We start from the raw sequence: 22,362 nt of genomic DNA on the forward strand, positions 1-22,362 counted from the left end.
TCCGGGCCGGGAGCCATCCGGTGCACGGAGATCAAATACTTATGTAACGATTGAGCCACACAGTAGCCCGTTGCGGGGTTGTACGAACGGACGAGGAGCTCGAAGCATGGAGATACAGGATTACCTGAAAATCCTGAAGGCGAGATGGATCATCATCGCCGTAACCGTGGTCGTAGTGATCCTTGGTGCTTTGGGTGCGTCACTGTTGACAACACCCCTGTATGAGTCGAGCGCCAGGATGTTCGTCTCTACTTCTGGTGGCGCGACGGTAAGTGAGACCTACCAGGGCAACCTGACCTCGCAGCAACTCGTGGCGTCGTACTCGGAGTTGGCGACCAGCGACGCGTTGGCAGCCCGCGTTCTCAACGTACTTCCGCTCGGGGGTATGAGCGCGGCCCAGCTGGCATCGAAGGTGAAGGCGTCGTCGACTCCCGACACTGTTCTGTTCAATCTGACGGTCACAGATTCGTCGCCTGAACGCGCTCGCGACATTGCCAATGCGATGGCCACCGAATTGACCGAGCAGGTCCGGGAACTGGAGACACCGGCCAATGGTGGTGACCCCGCGGCCGGGGTCAAGACGTTCCAACAGGCCGAGGCGTCGTCTACGCCTGTCAGCCCTAACACCAAGCGCAACCTCGCGCTCGGTGCTGCGGTGGGTCTGTTGCTCGGCATCGCGTTGGCGGTGTTGCGAGACCGTTTGGACAACACGATCAAGGGTCGTCGCGAGATCGAAGCGATCTCCGGTAAGGCGCTCGTCGGTACGATCCCGTTCGACAAGGAGCGTAAGGCGCATCCGGCCGTCGACTTCCAAGATCTCACCCAGTCGGCTAGTGCCGAGGCGTTCCGCGAGCTGCGCACCAACTTGCAGTTCCTTGAGGTCGACCATCCACCACGAGTCATCGTCGTCACGAGTGCGATTCCCAGTGAAGGTAAGACGACCACCGCAGTGAATCTCGCCGTGGCCCTGGCCGAAGCAGGCCACCATGTGGCTCTCGTGGAAGGCGATCTGCGTCGGCCGCGCGTTTCGAAGTACATGGGTCTCATCGGCTCGGTCGGAATGAGTACCGTTCTCGCCGGCCAAGCAACGGTGGAAGAGGTGCTGCAGCCCACCAAGTACGAGGGTCTGCAGGCCATGGCCTCGGGCCCCATCCCGCCGAACCCGTCCGAGCTGTTGGGCTCGGAAGCCTCGCGTGCTCTGTTGGTCGAACTGCGTTCGAGGTTCGACTACGTGATCGTCGACGGTGCCCCGTTGCTGCCCGTCACCGACTCGGCTGTCCTCACCACCCATGCTGACGGAGCTCTTCTCGTCACCCGGTACGGACACACGAAGTCCAACGAACTCGCGCGAGCTATCGGTAATCTCGAAACCATCGGTGCCCGTGTCCTCGGCGTGGTGCTGGCGTTGACCCCGTCGAAGAAGGGGGACATGTACAGCTACTCGTACAACTACACCGCCGATACCAACCTGCCTCGTCAGGTTGTGCCCCCGGTGCCCGCACCGGCACCGCAAGGCCCGGTCGAGCCATCTGGCCCGGTCGCTGCACCCACGCCGCCGCAGGCTGCATCGACATCCACCGGCTCGGCGCAGCCTGCGCCTTCGGCACCGACCGACACTGCACGCTCGGCCGTCAGCGCGGCTCCATACGGACGAGCGCGGCGTCCCGAAGTGCACACCGACCCGCCCAGAAACGGCACCGACAACCCCCGCTTCCGTGAATAGTCGGTTCCGTCGACAGAACTAGCGCGGCCGAGATTACTCACAGCCACAACCCGAAATGCCCCGCCACAATTGCTGTGGCGGGGCATTTCGACTGTTGGAGGCTAGACGCGACCCTCGAATTCCGCGACCACGAACAGCACGGTTAGTGCAAGCGTCAGGACTATCAACGCGATCCAAACAAATGGATGCGCCTTTTCTGGTGGCCTGACCCGGTCCCTACGTCGTTTTCCGAACACGGAACGAACTGTAAGTCAGCCGAAGAACAACCGCAGCCCCGTCGCGCCTAGTGTGACGAAGACGCGCGGGGCTGGGGTTATCGGGCTGTCAGCGCTGGGCTGTCAACGCTGGGGAGTCAACATTGCGGGACGTCGATGCTGACCGTCGGCTGATCGACCAAAGGTTGCACGGGCACCGTCGCCTCACCCGGAGCTGACGGCTCCTCGAGCTCCCAGGTGACCGTCTGCGATTTGCCCGGCGGAATGGTCAGATACGCGGCCTGCACAGGACGACCCAATTCGGTGCCGGCCTGGATGGAGAATCCGGAGACACCGTTCACCTTCATGGACGTGATTTTCGCGCCCTGAGTGCCGTACAGATAGACGATCGACTCGTTGGTGCCGTATGGGACGTTGGGCTGGAACGTGCTCGCCACGTACGACGTCAGGCCGTTCGGATCAACGTTGTTGGTCAGTGTCGCCGTCACTGTCGACTTACGGGTCCCGGCGGTGCAGGATTCAGCCGAATATTTGATATCGCGGGCCAGGTAGTAATCCAGCTTGTTGCCACCGGCATTGTTGACCACCACATTGGCGTAGGGGGCCGGGCTATCCGGCAACACGTGACCCACCTTGGTGCCGGCCAGAATTGCCTGCTCGGCCGGATCTGCGCTCCACACCGAAATGCGGCCCTCACTGCCGGCGCGGCCCACCGCGTCGAGCAACGATCTGGTGGGGGCAGCGCCCGTCGTCATCTTCTGTACCACTGCGGACGCGATCTGCTGAAGATACGTCTTGCGGGCCAATTGGTCGTCGCCGAACCTCGAATAGGCGGTGCTGAGGGTGATTTCGACGACATTGTCTGCGGTGATCTGCTCGCCGTCGGCCAGCGTGACCGGCCCGGTGGCTCCGAGGATGTAGCTCAACGCAATCGGATCGGTCGCGATGGCACCGTTGAGCACCTCGCCGGTCTGCTCCGTCCACATCGACGACCAGATCTGACCGGCATACGGAAAGTGCGGGCTGGCATTCGAGTTTCGGAAGTCGGTCGTGGTGTTGCGCGGTGCCCACAGTGCGTTGTACTCGGGGCCCAGGTCGATGGGCTGCTTCGCGAATTCGAGTTCGTTGTTGGCACCCAGGGTGTCGACACGGGCGGTGCCGTTCTCGGCGCGAATGATGCCGTAGCCACCGAGCAGGCCACCGGTACCGCGGGCCTCCGCGTTGGTCTGGAACGCGAGAAAGTAACTGCGCGGGCCGTTGTCGCCGAGCATCGACGGCAACAGTTGACTGGCGATGCGGGTGTTGGTGAGCAGGCCTGCGAGGTCGTGTGTTTGATCGATCAACGACGTACGTGCATCGCTCACGACGCCGAGGAATGCGGGCTCGTCCACCTGCTGGGCTTGGAGGCTCAATTCCTCGGCTGCGGCGGCGGTCTGCTCCAGCACAGGTTGTGCGTCCCGGAGAGCGGCGGTATCGACCTTGCCGCCACCTTCGACGAGGCTGCTCGGATTCAGGCTTTCGCCCGCCGTTGATGCGGGAGTGAGGACGTCCACGGCCAAACCGTGCACCACATCGGTGATCTGAGCTACCGATTTCAGCGGACTTCCAAGGTAAGGAACGGCTTTCGCTATCGAAAACGGGATGGACGTCGTTGCCGCCACCGCGTCGTCTGCCGATTCCGAGGCCCGAGCGGCCGCGGCCTCGGCACCGGCCGCATCACCGTCGAGCAGAGCATCTTTCGCCTGCGTGGCGGAGTCGCGCGTCGCGTTCAGGCTGGACTGAGCGGTGTAGGCCTCGTACCCCAGCCACACCAGAAATGCGACGAGGACGACCAGTAACACCCCTACCGTCAGGAGAATCGGCCGCTTCTTGCCGGATCGAGAACCACGAACATCGGTGGAACTGGTCGCCATTGTCGGTGGCCTCTCGGTCATAGGAAGTCGGTCGAGTGCATAGCCTAAAGGGGAGCGGCGGTTCCGGCGTACCTGTCGTTCGATCCGGGTAGAGCATTCACAGTGGGTCGACTAGGTTTGTTACGGGCGATGTAGATCGACGTTGCTGGGCGGCACGTCAGCCGAAAATTCACGCCGTCGAAGCATATGCGTTGAGGAGGTCATCGAGTGTCGCCAGAGGTTGGTGAGCTGTTCGAGGATGGCCGCTTCCCTTTGTCCGCTGCGCAGATGAATATCTACCTCGCCCAGCAGCTGGCACCGGACGTACCGTTCACCATCGCCCAATACGTCGAAATTCGCGGCGATATCGATCCGGCCGTCCTGATCCGAGCCACGGACATCGCCTGCAGGCAACTCGAATCGCCCGCAGTGCGGATCGGACTGCACGACGGTCATCCGTACCAGTGGCGAGACCTCCGGGTGCCATACGCGATGATCTATCGCGATTTCCGAGACCGCGAGAATCCCGTCGAGGATGCTCAGCGCTACATGGACGAGCAGTACCGTCGCCCCGTCGATCTGGTTCGCGATCAGTTGATCGCCTCCGAAATTATCCAGGTGAACGATGGGCACTACTACTGGTACAGCCGCGCCCACCACATCGTCATGGACGGCCTCGGCGCGATCTCCGTCCAGGAGCGCACCGCGGCGGTGTACACCGCGTTGACCGAGGGCACCGAGATTCCGAAGACCCGCGCCATCGGCGTCCGCGAGATCTACGACTACGAGGCTGCCTACCCCAACTCCTCCCGCTACGACACCGACCGCCAGTACTGGCTCGGCCGACTCGACGGCCACCTGGACGCACCCCGACTGGCCGGCAACACGTACACGCGCGCGGCACCGAGCGGCGTGACGGTGAGTGTGGGTGCCGTGCTGGACGCAGACCTCACCGAAGCCGTGGCGGCCGTGGCGCATCGGTACAACAGCTCCGATGTTCCTGTCGTGCTCGCGACGTTCGCGCTGTATCTCGCGCGCATGACCGACACCGACGACGTGATGCTCAGCCTCCCGGTATCGGGCCGAGCCACCACCAAACTGCGGGAATCGTCCGGAATGATGTCCAACGTCGTGCCCCTGCGCATCGGCGTCGAACAGGGCGTGACCGTCGAAGAACTCCTGCGACGCATTCAGGTGGAACTCACCGGCGCGCTGCGCCACCAGCGTTTCCGCGTCGAGGACATGCAGCGCGAGACCGGCGACGGCACCGGCAGCGCCGCCGCCGGACGCGGAGTGTTCGGCCCCACGGTCAACATCATGATGTACAACAGCACAATTCGGCTCGGCGATGTCATCGGCGAATACCGCGTGCTCTCCAGCGGCCCCATCGACGACATGATGGTCAACGTCTACCCCGGAGTCGCAGGCACTAGCACCCGCGTCGACTTCCTCGGCAACCCGGCCCTCTACTCCACCGATGAGCTCGCAGCCCATCACCGTCGGTTCCTGGTTCTGCTGCGCGCGGTGGTGAATGCCCCCGAGGGCCTTGCGGTATCGGATCTGGATGTGCTCGATGCCGCGGACGAATCAGCGTTGCCGACTGCACGTCCAGCGGACACGGTGACGCCGGCACCGCTGTCGTCGCTGCTGCGACGCGGGACGGTGGTGCGTGCCGCGGGTGTCGACCAGTCCAGTGAGGACTTCACCAGGGTCGCAGAACACATTGCAGCACAACTGGTCTCGCTGGGCGCAGGCGTCGAGAAGCGCATTGCCGTGGCGATGGAACGCTCCTACGAATCTCTGCTCGCCTCGTGGTCGGTCTCCACTGCCGGAGCCTCGTTCGTTCCGCTCGACCCCACCGAGCCCACCGAGCGGCTGGCTACGGTGCTGGCCGGCGCAGACATCGAATTCGGTATCACCACCAAGGATGTGCTGGAACAGCTTCCGAGCACCATCGAATGGTTCGACATCGAGGATCTTCTCGACGCGAACGAACGTGACCTCGCGCCGCCGGCGTTGCACGTCGACAACGAGGCCTACGTCATCCACACCTCGGGATCGACCGGAAAACCCAAGGCCGTCAGCGTCACTCATCGCGGCCTGGCACAATTGGCCGATAACGTCGTCGATCGGTATGCCGTGACCGTCGACTCGCGAGTGCTGCACCTGGCCTCGCCCGTGTTCGACGCGTCCATCCAGGAGGTTCTCGCTGCCTTCGCGGCGGGTGCCACCCTGGTGATCGCCCCGGCCGATGTCTACGCCGGGCCTGCCCTCGCCGAGTTCCTGGCCGGCGAGAAGATCACGCATCTGATCACCTCACCGACGGTGCTGGCGACACTCGACCCGGAAGATCTGCGCTCCATCGAAGTCTTCGACGTCGGCGGCGAAGAGTGCCCACCCACACTGCGGGACCGATTCGCCACTCCTGAACGAACGATGCTCGACGCCTACGGACCCACCGAGACAACGGTATTGGCGACGCTGTCCGCCCCGATGGTCGCCGGTGAGCGCATCACGATCGGTGCGCCCCTACCGGGTGTTCGTGCGCTGGTACTGGACTCGCACCTGCGGCCCACACCACACGGAGGCGTCGGCGAGCTGTATCTCGGCGGCGACGGACTCGCCCGCGGATACGACGGCCAACCCGGTTCGACCGCGACGCGGTTCGTTGCCGACCCGGGCGCGGCCGGAGCGCGGCTCTACCGCACGGGCGACATCGTCCGGTGGTCGTTCGACGGGTCCTCGCTCGAATACCTGGGCCGCTCCGACCATCAGATCCAATTGCACGGGCGTCGACTCGAACTCGGTGAAATCGAATCCGCAGCAACCTCTTTCGCTGGAGTGACCGCGGCCGCGGCCGTCGTTCGTGACGATCGACTGGCCCTGTACGTCACCGGTGTCTCCGACGGGCTCGACAGCCACTTGCGGAACCGGTTGCCGGCATGGATGACTCCCCGCCACATCGTCGTTCTGGACGCACTGCCGATGACGGCAGGCGGCAAGGTCGACCGTCGGGCACTACCGGCCCCCACCGAGCCGACACACACCGAGTACGTACCGTCGCAGACCGAGACCGAACGCGCTGTCGCCGCAGCCTTCGCCGACGTTCTCGGCGTCGAGGAGGTGGGTCGTGAGCACTCCTTCTTCGAGCTCGGCGGTGATTCGCTCAGCGCCACCCGAGTTCTCGCTCGCCTCGGCTCGGGAGTCTCGCTCACCGCGTTGTTCGCCGACCCCACCGTCCGCGCCGTCGCGGCCGCCATCGATGCGTCCGCCGAGCGTGAAGTCTCGCTCGACTTGCTCGATACCGTTCTGCCGGAACATGTCCCGCTGTCGTACGCGCAACAACGCCTGTGGTTCCTCAACCAGTTCGACCCCACATCACCCGCCTACAACATGCCCATTGCGATTCGGGTCGCAGCGGGCGGCGATGCGTCATTGGTCCTGACAGCACTGCGCGATGTCGCCGAACGACACGAGGCGCTGCGCACCTACTACCCGGACGACGGTGACGGCCCGCGGCAGGTGGTGCGGCCCACCGACACCGTCCTGGTCGATGTACCGGCCCACATTGTGCCCGAGCATCACCTCGACGACGCCGTCGCGGCTATTGCCGGGCAGGGATTCGACGTCGCGGCCGACGTCCCCATCCGGGCAGCGCTGCTGAGCGTGGAGGAGTCCGGCGACACGGTGGTCGTCGTGGCAGTGCACCACATCTCGATGGACGGATGGTCCCTCGACCCACTCGTACGCGACTTCGCGTTCGCCCACGCATCACGCACGGCCGGTCATGCACCGACGTGGCCACGCCTACGCGCGCAGTACGGCCAGTACTCGGTGTGGAACCGGGCGACGGTGGATGCGGTTGCCGGCGAGCAACTCTCGTTCTGGACCTCGGTGCTGGGGGAGCGCGACACCGCGCTGGCGGAATTGCCGTCCGACTTCCCCCGACCCGCCGTGCAGTCGATGACCACCGACGCGGTTCCGTTCGAGATCGGACCGGACCTGCATGCGGGCATCCGTGAGCTGGCGCGGTCGAACAACGCCACCACATTCATGGTGGTCCACGCCGCGGTGGCCGCGGCCCTGAGTCGATTCGGCACATCGAACCGCGTGGTGGTCGGATCGCCGACGGCCGGGCGAGGCCACGAAGCCCTCGACGAGATGGTCGGAATGTTCGTCGGAACCCTCCCTCTCGCAGTCACAGTGGACCCGGCCGGTAGTTTCGCCGACCTGTTGGGTGCCGTCCGTTCCGCCGACCTCCACGCCTTCTCTCACTCGGACGTGCCATTCGAGCGCATCGTCGACGCCGTGACCACCGATCGATCGCTGGACCGGCACCCGCTGTTCCAGGTGATGCTGGCATTCGACAATGCACCGCACCGATCGGTCGACGACCTGCCGTTCTCGGTGCTGGAGATACCCACTCGCACCTCCGAGTTCGACCTCAATCTCGTGCTGGAGGAATCCTCCGCCGGACATGCCGAATCGGCCGGTCTCGTCGGACAGATCGAATATGCGCTGGACCTGTATCAGCGGGCCACCGTCGAACAGTTCGCGTCCGCGGTGACGGCACTCCTGCATGCGGCGGTGTCGGACCCCGTGTTCGTCGTCGGCGACCTCGCTCTTGCCGATGCACCGACACAACCCGCCGAATCCGACACCGGCACGCTCCTGGACGTGTTGGTCCGTGGCACAGCAGATTCGGTGGCGATCGATGGCCTGGAATCGCTGGCGTACTCCGAACTCGATCGTCGGTCCAACCGAATCGCACGCCTGCTGATCGCCCACGGCGTGGGACCGGAAACCCTCGTCGCGTTGTCGCTCGAGCGCTCGGCCGAGTACATCGTGGCGCTGTGGTCCGTGGTGAAGGCCGGTGGAGCATTCGTACCGGTGGATCCCCGCTACCCGGCGGCTCGCCGGGAGCAAATGCTGGGGCCCATCGTGATCGGCTTCGGCGGAACGGAACCGGGAGTGCGGTGGGTCGAGGAGAGCCACGCGCAGACGTTCAGCGACGCGCCACTGACCGACGACGACCGACTGGCGACGCTCGAACCAGCACACCCGGCGTACGTGATTCATACGTCCGGTTCCACCGGCACGCCCAAGCCCGTCGTCGTGACGCATCAGGGTGTGTATTCACTCGCGCAGCAAGTTGTGTCGCGCTACGGCGTCACGGCGATGTCGCGAGTGCTGCACGGATACTCGGTGAACTTCGATGCCGCGGTGCTCGAGCTCGTCCTCGCGTTCGGGGCCGGAGCGACCATGGTGATCGCCCCGCGTGACCTGCTCGGCGGTGAGGAGATGGCCGGGTTCCTCGCCGAGCAGCGAGTGACCCACTACCTGTCCACACCCGCGGTACTCGCGACGGTGCCGACGGTGGACGGCATCGAGACCGTCGCGGTCGGCGGAGACGTGCTCGGTGCCGGGGTCGTCGACGCGTGGTCGGCCGGGCGCTCGATGCTCAACGCCTACGGACCCAGCGAAGCCACGGTGGTGGCCACCCTGGCCGAATCACTGCGTGCCGGAGAGCCCGTCACGATCGGCCGCCCGTTGGACCACGTCGGAGCCTTCGTGCTCGACGACCGGTTGCAGCCGGTGCCACTCGGAGGCGTCGGAGAGCTGTATCTCGCGGGGTCCGGTGTGGCTCGCGGCTACCGAGCAGATCCGGCGTCGACTGCCGCGCGCTTCGTCGCAACCGACGGCGGTGCCCGGATGTACCGGACCGGCGATCTTGTTCGACGTGAACTCTCGGGACTGCTCGACTACCGCGGTCGGCGCGACGACCAGGTGCAGATCAACGGTGTGCGCATCGAACTCGGAGACATCGAGAGCGCACTGACGGCGCATCCCGACGTCAGTGCCGCGACAGCACTGGTGGTCGACAACAGAATTCACGCCTGGGTGGTGGGAACCAGCGAGTTCGAGGCGGGCCAGTGGCTCTTGGACCGGCTGCCGTTGGCGATGCAGCCGGCCGTCATCACGTCGATCGATCGTATTCCGTTGACCGGCAACGGAAAGGTGGACAAGGAGGCCTTGTTGCCGGCGATGTTGCCCGACTCCGAACCGGGGGCCGGTCGCACGTTGACGCAGGACGTCATTCTCGGAATCTTCGCCGACACGTTGGGGGTCGACGTGCCGGCCGTCGACAGCAATTTCTTCGTCCTCGGGGGCGACTCCCTCGCGGCCACCCGCGTCGCCACCCGCATCAGCGCGGTGCTCGGCGTTCGGGTTCCGGTGCGGACGGTATTCGAAGCCCCCACCGCGACGCAGCTCGCGTCGGCGATCGAGGTGCTGTCCGACAACTACACCGCGCTCCCCGCGCTGGTGCACCGCGCGGATGCGCGCTCCTACTCCGGCCTCGCGCCGGCCGAGCGACGCATCTGGCTGCAGAATCGATACGACCCGACATCGGCGGCCTACAACATCGCCTTCGAGGTGACGCTTCCGGACGGACTCGACCTCGAGGTGCTGCGCGCGGCGATTGCCGATGTGCTGGAACGGCATACGCCGCTCCGCACGGTGTATCCGTCGACGGGCGACGGCCCCGTGACGGTGGTCCTCGATCCGCAGATCGTGCTGTCGACCCTGGACGACGCCCATGCGGGCATCGGCGGGGTGGCACAGCAGGGCTTCGACCTGACCGTCGAGGCACCGCTACGACTCATGCTCGCGGGACGTCGCGGTGAGCGCGTGTTGACCGTCGTCGCCCACCACATCGCGGTCGACGGCCTGTCGCTACGTCCACTGAGCCGCGACATCGAGACGGCTCTGCTGGCTCGAACGGCCGGAGCTACACCGCAGTTCACTCCACTCGCCGTCGACTATCCGGACTACCGCGTGTGGCAACGCGACGTCCTGGACGCGGTGGCGTCCGACCAACTCGACTTCTGGCGTCGCACCCTGGCCGGCTTGCCGGAATTCCTCGACCTGCCCACCGGCACTCCTGACGCCGAGCAGGAGGCGTCGGGAGTCCAGTTTGCCGTCGACGCAGACACTCTCGCGAATCTGCGGTCGCTCGCGCATCGTCTGGGCGCGACGGTCTTCGTCGTCGTCCACGCGGCGCTGGCGGCCGTACTCGCGGAGGCCAGCGGAACTCGGGATATCGCCATCGGAACTCCGGTGTCGGGCCGAGCAGATCCGGCACTCGACCACCTCGTCGGCATGTTCGTCGGCACCGTTGTCCTGCGGACCGACGTCGATCCGGCGTCGACGTTCGAGGATTTCGTGACCGAGGTGCGCAATCGAGACCTCGATGCCTTCGCGAACTCGGACGTCCCGTTCGAGTGGGTGGTGGACGCGGTACAACCCACCCGCGCCGTCGACACGCACCCGCTGTTCCAGGTGCTTCTGGCCTTCGGTGACGTCAGCACGCCCACAATCGAATTGGGCCCGAGCGCCGTCAATCCGCGTCGAGTGGATATCACGGCGACGCAATTCGATCTGGAATTCGTCGTCGAAGAATCCGATGCCGGGCTGCTGGGCACTCTCGCGTACTCCGCCGACCGGTTCTCCCAGGCGGTCGTCACCGGACTGGCAGAACGTCTGACCACGGTGTTGAACACGGTCGCCGCGGCACCGGACCTTCGGCTCGGCAGCGCAGAATTCGGTCAGGGTGGATCGGCGGTCGTGTCCCGCCGAGACGGCACGGCCGATCAGTCCACACTGGCGCAAGTATTCATGCGGGCGGCGAGTAGCTGGCCCGACAACATCGCGGTGATCGACGACTCGCGTTCGGGGACCTACCGCGAGCTGGACAGGCAATCGAATGCTCTGGCCGACAGGCTCGTCCGGGCCGGAGTCGAGCCGGGGTCGTTGGTGGCGATCGCCCTGCCACGGTCTGTTGAGTACCTCACCGCGATCTGGGCTGTGGCCAAGGCCGGTGCGGGCTTCCTTCCGATCGATCCGTCGCAGCCCGCCGCGCGCGCACGGGAGATACTCGATCGCGCTGCCCCCGTCACGGGAATTGCGTCCGTGGACTTCCACTCGGCCGGAAACGACTGGCTGACGGTTGATGGTGACGAGCTCGACCACTTCCAGGTACGTGAAGCACCCGTCGACAGCACGGCGTACGTCGTCTACACCTCGGGATCGACCGGGGCACCCAAGGGTGTGCGGGTGACGCACCGCGGTATCGCGAATCTCGTTCAGAGCCAACGAGAGCTGTTCGACGTCACGCCTGAATCCCGCGTGCTGCAGTTCGCGTCACCGAGTTTCGATGCGTCGATCTTCGAGACGCTGATGGCCGTCGGTGCCGGTGCGAGCCTGGTGATCGTGCCGCCCGATGTGCACGGTGGACGCGAGCTCGAGGCGCTCGTCGACCGGCACCAGGTGACCCACGCCTGCCTCACCCCGACCGTGCTGCAGGTGACCGACTCCGCGGCTCTGCCCTCTCTCCGGGTGGTCGTCATGGCCGGCGAGGCCGCCAATTCTGCACTGCTGCAGCGATGGTCGCAGGATCGCTCGGTGTTCAACGCGTACGGGCCCACCGAGGGAACCGTCATGAGCACCTGCACCACGCATCAGCGGGACTGGGCATCGGCTGCGGTGACCATCGGCGTACCGACCCTCGGATTCGACACGGTGGTTCTCGACGCGCGTTTGCGACCGGTGGGCACCGACGTCGTGGGGGAGCTGTACCTGGGCGGGGCCGGTCTGGCCGACGGGTACGTGGGCGACGCTGCGTTGACGTCGAGCAGCTTCGTCGCCAATCCCTTCGGTGACGGCAGGCTCTATCGCACCGGCGATCTGGTGCGGTGGGTGGCGCGCGAGACGGGACGCGAACTCGAATATCTGGGTCGAGTGGATTCGCAGGTGAAGATCCGTGGCCATCGCGTCGAACTCGCCGAGGTCGAGGCGGCACTGCTGCGTCACCCCACCGTGCGCCAGGCCAGCGTGATCGGGCATGCGAACTCCTTGGCTGCCTACGTGGTGGGTGCGGTCGAACCGCGAGAGACTCGCGACTTTCTGGCGAGAACAGTGCCCGCCTACATGGTGCCCAGCACCGTGACCGTCGTGGACGCGTTGCCGATGACGTTGTCGGGCAAGGTCGATACGAGCAGGCTGCCCGAGCCCACCGTGATGTCGACCGAACGACGCGCGCCGGTCTCGCCCACCGAAGTACTCGTGCACACCGTGTTCTCAGACGTGCTGCATATCGCCGCCGACGACATCGGTATCGACGACAATTTCTTCGATCTTGGCGGGCACTCCCTCTCGGCGGTGCAGGTGATGGACGCCCTCGGCGACAAACTGAGCCGTCGCATCCCGATCAGTGCATTGCTCGAGCATCCGACGATCACGGCATTGGCCGTGCGCCTCGACATGGACGACGGAGACATCGAACCGAGTGGCGCGTTCGATGTGCTGCTGCCGCTGCGGACCGACGGCGTGGGCGCACCCCTGTTCTGCGTGCACCCGGCCATCGGAATCGCGTGGAGCTACCTGTCGTTGCTGGGGGAGACGGACCGCCCGGTGTACGGCCTGCAGGATCCGGGTATCTCGAACCGTGACGCTGCGCCGTCGTCGATCGAGGAGTTCGCTTTCGCGTACGTGCGGATGATTCGAGATGTGCAGCCGCACGGGCCTTACCACCTGCTGGGGTGGTCGCTCGGCGGTGTGATCGCCCACGCGGCGGCCGTGCAGTTGCAGTCGGAAGGCGAGGACGTCGCGTTGCTGGCGCTCGTCGATGCGCAACTCGCAGCCCCCGACGACGCCGAGGAATTCGGCATCGACGATCTCGCTCGTCAGCTCGGGGTCGAGGCGACGTCCTTCGAGGACATCGTGACCGAATTGCGGAGTACGCGAACCGAACTGACATTCCTCACCGAGGACGATTTACGTGCCATGTATAGACCGGTCGTCTCCGCTGCCAGCTGGGTCGCGTCGTACCGGCCGGCGGTGTACGCGGGCGATGTCCACTACTTCGCCGCCCGGGGCTCGGACGGCGCGAAGCACTGGACGGCTCTGGTCGACGGCCGGATCTCGGTGACAGAGGTCGATGTGGAACACGAAGACATGCTGGGCGTGCAGGGTGCCCGTGCACTAGGCCGAGTGATCGGCGCCGATGCTGTGGGGAAGGGTGTGGCGTGATGAACCAACAACTGGAGCCGTTCGTCGATGATGTGCGGGCGCATTACGACCTGTCGGACGATTTCTTCGCGCTGTTCCTCGATCCGAGCATGACGTACAGCTGCGCCTATTTCGAGCGCGACGACATGACGTTGGAGGAAGCGCAGACGGCCAAGATCGACCTGGCGCTGGGCAAGCTCGATCTGAAGCCGGGCATGACACTGCTCGATATCGGTTGCGGCTGGGGAGCTCTCGTCAAGCGAGCGGTGGAGAAGTACGACGTCAACGTCATCGGTCTGACGTTGAGTCGAAACCAGTACGAGCGCGGTCGCGCGCTCGTCGCCGACCTACCGACCGAACGCAACGTCGACATCCGGTTGCAGGGCTGGGAGGAATTCGACGAGCCCGTCGACCGGATCGTGTCCATCGGTGCGTTCGAGCACTTCAGGCGTCAGCGGTATTCGGCGTTCTTCGCCAAGTGCCGTTCGGTGTTGCAGCCCGGTGGCCGAATGCTGTTGCACACCATCGTCATTACCCCGCCCGACCCAGCCTCCGGGGGTGGACTCACGCGTGAGGATGCGCATTTCTCCCGCTTCATCCTGCGCGACATCTTTCCCGGTGGGCAGTTGACGTTGGTCAAGGTGGTGAAGGCGAAAGCGGCCGAGGCGGGATTCGAGTTGCTCCGCGAGCATGCACTGGGACCGCACTATGCACGGACACTCGACACGTGGGCCGAGAAGTTGATCGCGTCCAAGGACGAGGCCATCGCACTGTCGTCGGAAGCGACCTACGACAAATACGTGCAATACCTCACCGGGTCGTCGGAGCGATTCAAGAACTCACGCATCAACGTTGTGCAGTTCACCCTCGAAGCTGGGGACACACCTGCGGAGTGATGGTGCGACCGACCCCTTGACTAGAGAGCGCAACTAAGTACTCTGGCTAACGACAGGGGCATGTGCGTGTAGCGCGGGGCAGCGGTTGGGCCCGGGACGGAGATATGAAGAGCATCCGGACCCCGTGGGGTGTGACCCTGCCGTCAGTGGTCTACGCGGCAGTAGTGTCGTTGGCCATCATGCTGGGCTCCGTGTTGACCATGGCAAGACTCGAGTTGCCCTGGTGGGCATGGGTTATCGAGTTCTTGCTCTTGTTCGGGGTCACTTTCTCGATCGCCGAAACCAACGCCGTCCCAGCAGGCGACGGGATTTTTACAGTGACCAACGCACGAACACTTGCTCTGGCCGGCGGTGGCCTGTTGCTGTTCGTCGTCTTGTTCGTAGTAATTCTCGTCTTCTGGTCCGAGTGAGACTGCTTCCGATGTAGGAGGATCCATGCACACAGTGTTCTGGGCACCACGTTTTGCGGTTGTGTATTTCCTCGCGGCTCTGGGGGCGGTGGTCCTGTTCACTGCCATCGGTGCGAACATGGCAATAGCGGCTCCGCTGATCCTGGCCCTGATCGGAATGGGAGTCGCAGTGTTGGTTCGAGGTCGCACGGTTCGCCCGTGACGCATTCCTGAAGCCGGCTCGTAGAGCCAGGCGTGACACCGCTCGATTACGCGGCGTCTTTCTCAGGTGGTGGTTCGTGAGTCGACCTGCTCGGGGACTCGGTTGCCGACTCCTCGACGTCGGCTCGGCGAATGCCGCGGCCGATCCACACGGCAACGAGTGCGCCGATCAACAGCCACACGGCGACGATGCCGACAACCCACCACACGAGTCGCATTCGTAGCCGGGCGCTGGTTGGATGGGTATGAAACGCGACCAGCGTCGCTCACCCCGAACCGACATTCATCGACGAGGAATGCCCACCATGAAGATTGCTCGACTCGGTGTTGTCAGTGGACTGTTCACCGCCCTGGCTCTCGCGTTCACTGCGACGTCCACCGGCACCGCAACCGCAGCGCCACTTCCGGTCGTCGGCCCCGGTAGTGGTTTCGTCACCACCGGTGGCCTCGACGACCTCACCGTCTGTTCCATCGCGGCCGTCGGCTACGACGACGCGGGCCGACTCGTCGCGCTCACCGCAGGCCACTGCATCCTTCGCCCGGGGCTCCCCGTCACGCTCGTCGGATCGCCCGCGGCCCCGGTCGGCACCACCGCCGTCGGGCATTGGGGGCCGGACTACGGCGTCATCGTTCTCGACCCCACTAAGGTGACACCCGTCAACAGTCTCGGCGGAGTCACCGTCACCGACATCGGTACCGCATCGGTGGGGCAGCCCGTCTGCAAGACCGGGCTCGGCAGCGGAGTGACATGCGGCAGCATCGTCGACGCCCGCGGCAGCGACCTGATGTCCGACGCGCTCACTGTCTGGTCCGACTCCGGGGGGCCACTGGTCGTCGGCACCACCCTCGTCGGCATCACCAGCCACGCATCCGGGGTGCCGCTGATCAGCCCCACCGCGTACGCGTCGGCAGCGGAATCCGTTCGGCTGCTGAATCAATCGGGAGAGCCGGGAGCCGGCTTCCGTCCAGTGTGAGCCGGGGTGGCCGGCCGATCGCTGCGCGTAACAGAGCGGAGTGAACTACCGTCCGATAGGTGGACTTGGGGAAAACCGGATTCGGAGATCGAATCAACAGGCTGTTGACGCACCATGCCGATAAGGCCGGCGAGTCCCTCAACACCTACGCACGTCGGGCAATCATCACTCGGCTCGTCACCGAACTCGAACGAGAGTCCTCACCGGAAGTGGCCGCCGTGCTCGCGGACGCCCGTAGTTTCGAATACGAGAACATCGAGTTGTCCGATCCCGATTCGACGTCACTTCCGCAGACGTACTTACAGATCGGCGACGTCGACCGTCTCGCCGCGGTACGAGCTACCGGCATGATCGGCAGTTCTCGTGACGAGCAGTTCGACAAACTGGCCCGGATGACATTGCGAGCCATGGGAGCACAGGGTGCGTCGATCTCGTTCGTCGACGATCACACGCAATTCATCAAAGCCAGCGTCGGAACATCGGGAACGGCAGCGCAGCCACAGACCGTAGCGGTGGAACGGTCGGCGTGCTGTGTCGTGGTGGAACCGGCGAAACGCTGGTGGCACAGGACATTCGAGAGCATGCGCTACTGAGGGATCACGCGACTGCGGATCTGATCGCCTATATGGCAGCGCCGATCAAGTCCGACGCGGGTTTCACCGTCGGAATGCTGGATGTGTGGGACTACCGCCCACGTAAATGGACGTCGGGCCATGTCAAACCCTCGAAGACATCGCCTGGCTCATTCAACAGCGAATTCGTTGACAGCAGCGCTGTTTCGACAGTGACGATGCTTGCGTTGCACGCCGGAAGAACGTGAAGGGTGATATGCCTTCGGTGTACGAAATGTCGCCTGCCGAAGAGCAACCCTGTTCGTACGATCCTCACAGTTCTTTTCGACGCGCTCGCGGCCGCCATCGGCGTAGCCGAAGGCGTCCAGTGGCGCTCCGGTAGCGTCGCCGCATTGGGGTGGTACCCATGGTTGTTCGTGCCCACGGTCCTGGTGTTGCTCGCGTCGAGAAAGCTCTATCGACGTGGGCTTCGACGAAACTTCATCGATGAAATCGGCCCGGTTCAATCCGCCGTCGCTTTCGCGACCCTGATCACGCTCGCCCTGATCCTGGCCATCGAGACTCCCTATCGCCCAGGTGCGGTCATGGTTCGTGTGTGGCTGTGCGCAGCTGTTGCGCTCGCGATCGCGTGCCTGGCACGGGCGTGGGGGCAGCGCTGGCTTCGCGCGAAACACCATGCGAGTGCACCGACTGTCATCGTCGGTAGTGGACCCGTCACAGAGCAACTGGCGCGCAGAATGAAGCAGTCCTCGGAATACGGGATGGATCTCGTCGGGACAGTCGACTCCTCGCCCGACATCGACCCCTCTGTGCAACAGGGGCTTTCGTATCTGGGACCGCTCACCGACCTGACTCGAATACTCCGAGCGCATCGGGTGGAAGAGGTGGTGATCGCGTTCGCGTCGGCTCCGCACGAACAGATAGTCGACGCGATCCGTGCAGCACAACATGCCGGTGCCCGCGTCTGGCTCGTACCCCGCATGTTCGACACCGTCGGAATGCACGCGCGCATAGAGCATCTGGGCGGGCTGCCCCTGATGGTGCTGCGGCATGTCGATCCGAGGGGTTGGCAGTTCGTCCTCAAGGGCGCACTGGACCGGGTCGCTGCGGGACTGGCTCTGCTGCTGTTGTCGCCGGTGTTCCTCGTGCTCACCGTGCTGGTACGGGCGAGTTCCCCGGGCCCATCTTTTTCGCGCAAGAACGAATCGGCCGAGACGGAGTCCCGTTCGACTGCTTGAAGTTCCGATCCATGCGGCCACCACGTAACTCCGATGCAGACTTCGTCCGGACCGAGGGAGCGGCACCCGGCGGTGTGGAAGGCGTGGATCGACGCACCCGGATCGGCAAGATCATGCGGCAGACCTCGCTCGACGAGCTGCCGCAGCTCCTCAATGTGCTGCGCGGCGACATGAGCCTGGTCGGTCCACGTCCCGAGCGACCGGAGTACGTCGACCTGTTCGCAGCGCAGATCAGACGCTACGGCGAGCGACATCGCGTCAAAGCTGGTCTCACCGGATGGGCTCAGGTGAACGGATTGCGCGGTCAGACCCCCATCGCGGATCGTGCGGAATGGGACAACTACTACATCGAGAACTGGTCCCTCCGGCTCGATATCAAGATCGTGTTTCTGACGTGCATCGCCGTGCTGAAGAGGTCGGAAGACTGACCCAAGCGTCCGTCATCGGCCTTCCGCCGCGCGTACGCGTGCGGCCTCGCGGACCGCGCCGACATTCGCCTTGCCCTGCCGCGATCCGGCGAGCTTGGCGGCAATGTGATCGCGTACCGACACCGGCTCGTAGGCCAGGCCGGAATCCGCGTCCAGGTGCGACGGCAAGGTGGAGATCACCGCGTCGACATTGCCGTCGTGGAAGAACGCTGCCGACCGCCGACGCACGATGGTGCCGTCGACGACGGGTGGCTTGACGCGATGCAGAGTGGACAGCCACCGGTCGTTCGTCAATCGCGCAGTGAGGTCTCCCAGGTTCACCAACAGAGCGCCGTCCCGAGGAGTGACGTCGTGCCACACGCGGTCGGTCCCCAGCACCTGAAGACCGGCCACCTGGTCGGCCCACAACACCGTCACGATCCCGAAATCGGTGTGCTCGCCCATCCCGGTGAGGTCACCGTCGAGGGTGACCATGCCCTCGGGCAGGGCGTAGTTGTTCATCCGCAGCACGTCGATCGACTGGTCGGTGAGCGTGTCGAAAAAGTCGACCGGTAGCTCGAGTGCGGCAGCGAAGATTCCGGTGAGAGTGCGGGCGACCCGAGACGCCTCGGCGAAATACCGTTCGACGTCGCGTTGGAAATCAGGCACCTCGTCGGGCCACACGTTGATCCCGTAATCCGACTCGTCCAGATCGAGGGAGTCGAAGGACCGCGCTTCGACCCCCACATTGAACGCCTCGAAGAAGTCGTTCATCCGCGACGCAGACTCGACTCCCACACTGAGGCTCAATGATTCGCTCTTGGGCGGGCTGTATCCACGATTCGCGTCGGGTATCCGGTATTCGTTCTTGGTCGCAAGCGGCAAAGCGAAGAACGAGTCGATGGACCGCGCCAGACCGTCGAGCACCTCGTCTCCGATGCCGTGCCCGACGATTTGCATGAATCCGGAACGGGTGCAGGCATCGTCGATCTCGGCCACCACACGAGCTCGGGCTGCCGCATCGGCCGTACTGCCCGAGGCGAAGGGGCCGATGTCGATCGTGGGGATCTCGAACTCGTCTGCACGGTGATCGGACATCGGCGTTCACACTCCTGTAGTCCTGGCTGCTGAGCCGACAATTTACCGCCTCAGCACGCATTCTCGCGCGTCGATGCCTCGGCAGCGATCCGGCGTGGATCGTTCTCGGGCAGTGACTCGATGAGCACGCGACGCGGATGCGATGACGGTCCGGTGATCAGATACTTCTGACCGGGTCGCACTCGGGCGGCCTCTGCGACCAGTTCCGGATCGGTCGGCGTCCCCGTATCGTTCTCTCGCAGAGCGTCGTTCTCTTGCAGTGCGTCGTTCTCTCGCAGTGCGTCGGCGACGATGCGGCGTGGGTCGTACTGCTTGAGATCCAACGACTCCCACTCGCTGCGGCGCAGCGGGACGCCCATCTCGGCCTCCGCCGTGCTGCGGGTGCTGTCGACGAAGTGCCGGAGGGTGCGCACCGCCCGTCCGAGTCGGTGGGCATAGCCGGGCAGTCGTTGCGGGCCGAGGACGAACCCCGCAATGATCGCGACGAGGAACAATTTCTCGAATGTCAGACCGAACATGATGAATTCTCCTGTGCAGTAGCACGTCTGGACGATCGTCTGTCGTGTATCTCGGTGATCGCGAGAGCCGCGCCGAACAGGGTGACCATCGGCAGCGCGACGAGGAACATTGAGAGCACGTCTGCCGCGGGGGTGACCAGCGCGCTGAACAGGGCGATCGCTACCACGCTGACACGCCAACTGCTGCGCAGCCTGTGCGCGGAGACGATGCCGAGGCAGTTCAGCATGACCAACACTGCCGGCAGGACGAAGGCGATACCGGTTGCCAACACGATTTTCATGACGAAATCCACGTAGTACGACGCGTTGAGGATGGTGCTGTCCTCGTCGGAGGAGAAGCCCGCGAGCACGCTCACCATACGAGGGAAGATGGTGAACCCGAACGCGCAGCCGGCGACGAACAGTGGGGTGGCGGCCGCAGAGAAGCCGAGAACGTACTTCTTCTCGCGACGGGTCAATCCTGGAGTGAGATAAGCGAAGATCTCCCGTAACCACACCGGACTCGACACGATGACGCCGGTGAACAGAGCGATTCGCAGCTGGAGATCGAATGCGCCCGTGACGGTCTCGAAGTTGAGGCTGGCCTGGCGGGACAGCGCCAGTTCCTCGACGGGGCCGCGGAGGATGTCGAGAATTTCATCGGAGGTCGCGAAGCCGATCAGGACGCCGACGAGCTGCGACACCGCCGCACGGATCGCACGGCGACGTGCCTCGCGCATGTGCCCGGCAAGGGGCATCGCACCCCGCACGGCGGTGGCTGCGGTCATGAGGCGTGTCGGTACGGAACCGGGACCGAGACGTCGTCGGGCGTCGCCGATGTCTTCGCTTTGTCCTCACGCACTTCGTCTTTGAGGATGCGCATCGACTGACCGACACCCTTGGCGAGCGAGGGGAGTTTGGTCGAACCGAACACGAGCAGAACGATGGCGAGAACGACGAGGGCGTGCCATCCAGTGAGGTTGTGCAACATGATGTTTCCTTCGGTGGGTTAAGTCGGGGAGGGTCAGTTGATGGGAGCTGGTCCGCCGGCCGGGGGTGTGCCGCCCATCGGCGGTTGTCCGCCGCCGCCGCCCGCACCGCCGCCGGAAGGCGCTGCGCTCATGGCGGGTTCGGTGGTGGTGTCGATCGCGACTGCCAGCGAGCCGACGTAGCCGCTCGTGGGGTCGCCGGTGAAGGTGCCCATCTCCAGGTCGTAGCCGTCGCCGAACACGTTGTCGTTGTCGAGACTGCCGAGCTGGGCGAGGTTGCTCGCGGAGCCCGGATAGGTGTCGAGCTGGTAGATGTCGTTCAGGATCTCCTGCGGAAAGGCGACCTGCGACGTGGCAATTGCGTTCTCGGCGTTGGTTGCCGACGCTGCGTCGGGGTAGACCTCGAAGTGCATGTGCGTCCAGCGGCCGGAGTAGCAGCCGGGCACGATGGTGTCGAAGGTGGCGCTCCCGCTCGCGTCGGCCGTCTGCACACCGCGTAGGTACGTCTCGTCTTCGGCACCCTCGGAGTACATCGAGTACTTGCCGTTCGCGTCGCACTGCCACAGGTACACCGCTGCCCCCTCGAAGGGGCGGTTGTCGTTCGCCATGTCGGTGAGGGTGAACGTGAACGACAGTGGGACACCGCTGACCGTGGTGCCGCCGTCGAGGCTCGACGTCACGTCTCGGCGAACGATTCCCGATTCTTCGAGAACGTTGACGCCGTTGGTGCCGTCGGCGGGATACGGGCCGTTGGTCTCCTGCGGAATCTCGCTCGTGGCCGAGGCAGTGGTCGCCGTCGTGGATGCAGCTGTGGTGGTGGTACTTCCGGCGTTCGACGTGCTCGAGCACGCCGCGAGGGCGAGTGCTCCGGCACCGGCACCGACGATGCTCAGAACGCGGCGGCGGGTCAGGAGGGTGGTGATGTCGAACGCGGCACCCTGATCGACCACCTCCTCGTCGGGACGGTCGAGCAGTCGACCTTCGTACGCGGGTCCGTCGGGGGTGTTCGTGGGTTCGGGAATGCGAGGCATCGCGTTGTGTCTCCTTCGATGTGGCACTGGATGTTTCGGTAGTGCCAATACTCTGCGGAGATCCGGGGAGAACCCTGGGCTCCGGCTGGGAGGTTCCTGGGAGCCGATTCGCGGTTCAGGCAAGCTAAGGCTAACCTTTAGTCACTACCCC

16 protein-coding genes are annotated in these 22,362 nt (G+C 64.6%); 9 read left to right on the plus strand and 7 right to left on the minus strand.

What is annotated here, in order from left to right; all coding sequences use genetic code 11:
* Positions 1-106: 106 nt before the first annotated feature.
* Positions 107-1,723, plus strand: a complete 1,617-nt coding sequence (locus QM588_RS03725; protein ID WP_283311540.1) for a polysaccharide biosynthesis tyrosine autokinase — start codon at positions 107-109, stop codon at positions 1,721-1,723.
* Between the two features lie 352 nt (positions 1,724-2,075).
* Here QM588_RS03725 and QM588_RS03730 read toward each other — a convergent pair whose 3' ends face one another.
* Entirely contained in the window at positions 2,076-3,851 is a 1,776-nt protein-coding gene (locus tag QM588_RS03730; protein WP_283311542.1) for a DUF4012 domain-containing protein, read from the minus strand.
* Between the two features lie 207 nt (positions 3,852-4,058).
* Between QM588_RS03730 and QM588_RS03735 the strand changes: the two genes are divergently transcribed.
* The 4 genes from QM588_RS03735 to QM588_RS03750 all read left to right on the plus strand — a co-directional run bounded on the left by QM588_RS03735 (position 4,059) and on the right by QM588_RS03750 (position 15,406).
* On the plus strand, positions 4,059-13,919 hold the full coding sequence (locus QM588_RS03735) for a non-ribosomal peptide synthetase (RefSeq protein ID WP_283311544.1): 9,861 nt from the start codon (positions 4,059-4,061) through the stop codon (positions 13,917-13,919).
* The gene (locus tag QM588_RS03740; protein ID WP_230073058.1) at positions 13,919-14,794 is read left to right on the plus strand and encodes a cyclopropane mycolic acid synthase family methyltransferase; all 876 of its coding nucleotides are present in this window, start codon (positions 13,919-13,921) and stop codon (positions 14,792-14,794) included. Before QM588_RS03735 ends, QM588_RS03740 begins: the two co-directional genes overlap by 1 nt.
* A 104-nt stretch (positions 14,795-14,898) precedes the next feature.
* On the plus strand, positions 14,899-15,204 hold the full coding sequence (locus QM588_RS03745) for a hypothetical protein (RefSeq protein ID WP_283311547.1): 306 nt from the start codon (positions 14,899-14,901) through the stop codon (positions 15,202-15,204).
* A 25-nt stretch (positions 15,205-15,229) separates the two neighbouring features.
* On the plus strand, positions 15,230-15,406 hold the full coding sequence (locus QM588_RS03750) for a hypothetical protein (protein ID WP_283311548.1): 177 nt from the start codon (positions 15,230-15,232) through the stop codon (positions 15,404-15,406).
* A 46-nt stretch (positions 15,407-15,452) separates the two neighbouring features.
* Here the strand turns inward: QM588_RS03750 and QM588_RS03755 are convergent, their stop codons facing one another.
* Complete coding sequence (locus QM588_RS03755) at positions 15,453-15,614, minus strand: hypothetical protein (RefSeq protein WP_283311550.1); 162 nt, start codon at positions 15,612-15,614, stop codon at positions 15,453-15,455.
* A 96-nt stretch (positions 15,615-15,710) separates the two neighbouring features.
* Between QM588_RS03755 and QM588_RS03760 the strand changes: the two genes are divergently transcribed.
* The 4 genes from QM588_RS03760 to QM588_RS03775 all read left to right on the plus strand — a co-directional run bounded on the left by QM588_RS03760 (position 15,711) and on the right by QM588_RS03775 (position 18,617).
* Positions 15,711-16,379: a hypothetical protein gene (locus QM588_RS03760; protein ID WP_283311551.1), complete on the plus strand. Its 669-nt coding sequence runs from the start codon at positions 15,711-15,713 to the stop codon at positions 16,377-16,379.
* A gap of 59 nt (positions 16,380-16,438) precedes the next feature.
* A complete protein-coding gene (locus QM588_RS03765; protein ID WP_283311552.1) occupies positions 16,439-16,972 on the plus strand; it encodes a hypothetical protein in 534 nt (177 codons plus the stop codon).
* 371 nt (positions 16,973-17,343) lie between these two features.
* On the plus strand, positions 17,344-18,189 hold the full coding sequence (locus QM588_RS03770) for a nucleoside-diphosphate sugar epimerase/dehydratase (protein ID WP_283311554.1): 846 nt from the start codon (positions 17,344-17,346) through the stop codon (positions 18,187-18,189).
* Positions 18,186-18,617 (plus strand): sugar transferase, encoded by a 432-nt coding sequence (locus QM588_RS03775; protein WP_283311555.1) that lies wholly within the window; start codon positions 18,186-18,188, stop codon positions 18,615-18,617. The genes QM588_RS03770 and QM588_RS03775 overlap by 4 nt, the downstream gene beginning before the upstream one ends.
* 12 nt (positions 18,618-18,629) lie before the next feature.
* On the opposite strand, the gene QM588_RS03780 is transcribed toward QM588_RS03775, so the two are convergent.
* From QM588_RS03780 to QM588_RS03800, 5 genes are read right to left on the minus strand one after another with little or no spacing between them, the layout of a single operon-like run.
* Positions 18,630-19,694 (minus strand): isopenicillin N synthase family dioxygenase, encoded by a 1,065-nt coding sequence (locus QM588_RS03780; protein WP_283311556.1) that lies wholly within the window; start codon positions 19,692-19,694, stop codon positions 18,630-18,632.
* 50 nt (positions 19,695-19,744) lie between these two features.
* Positions 19,745-20,212 carry a Sec-independent protein translocase subunit TatA/TatB gene (locus tag QM588_RS03785; protein WP_283311557.1) on the minus strand — a complete coding sequence of 156 codons (468 nt, stop codon included), beginning with the start codon at positions 20,210-20,212 and terminating at the stop codon, positions 19,745-19,747.
* Positions 20,200-20,979 carry a twin-arginine translocase subunit TatC gene (gene tatC / locus QM588_RS03790; protein WP_283311558.1) on the minus strand — a complete coding sequence of 260 codons (780 nt, stop codon included), beginning with the start codon at positions 20,977-20,979 and terminating at the stop codon, positions 20,200-20,202. Before tatC ends, QM588_RS03785 begins: the two co-directional genes overlap by 13 nt.
* On the minus strand, positions 20,976-21,182 hold the full coding sequence (gene tatA / locus QM588_RS03795; protein WP_032366957.1) for a twin-arginine translocase TatA/TatE family subunit: 207 nt from the start codon (positions 21,180-21,182) through the stop codon (positions 20,976-20,978). Before tatA ends, tatC begins: the two co-directional genes overlap by 4 nt.
* A gap of 33 nt (positions 21,183-21,215) precedes the next feature.
* Complete coding sequence (locus tag QM588_RS03800) at positions 21,216-22,211, minus strand: dioxygenase family protein (protein ID WP_204857656.1); 996 nt, start codon at positions 22,209-22,211, stop codon at positions 21,216-21,218.
* Positions 22,212-22,362: the final 151 nt, after the last annotated feature.

The organism is Rhodococcus sp. IEGM 1354 (assembly GCF_030056855.1).
In the GTDB taxonomy this organism is placed as follows: domain Bacteria; phylum Actinomycetota; class Actinomycetes; order Mycobacteriales; family Mycobacteriaceae; genus Rhodococcoides.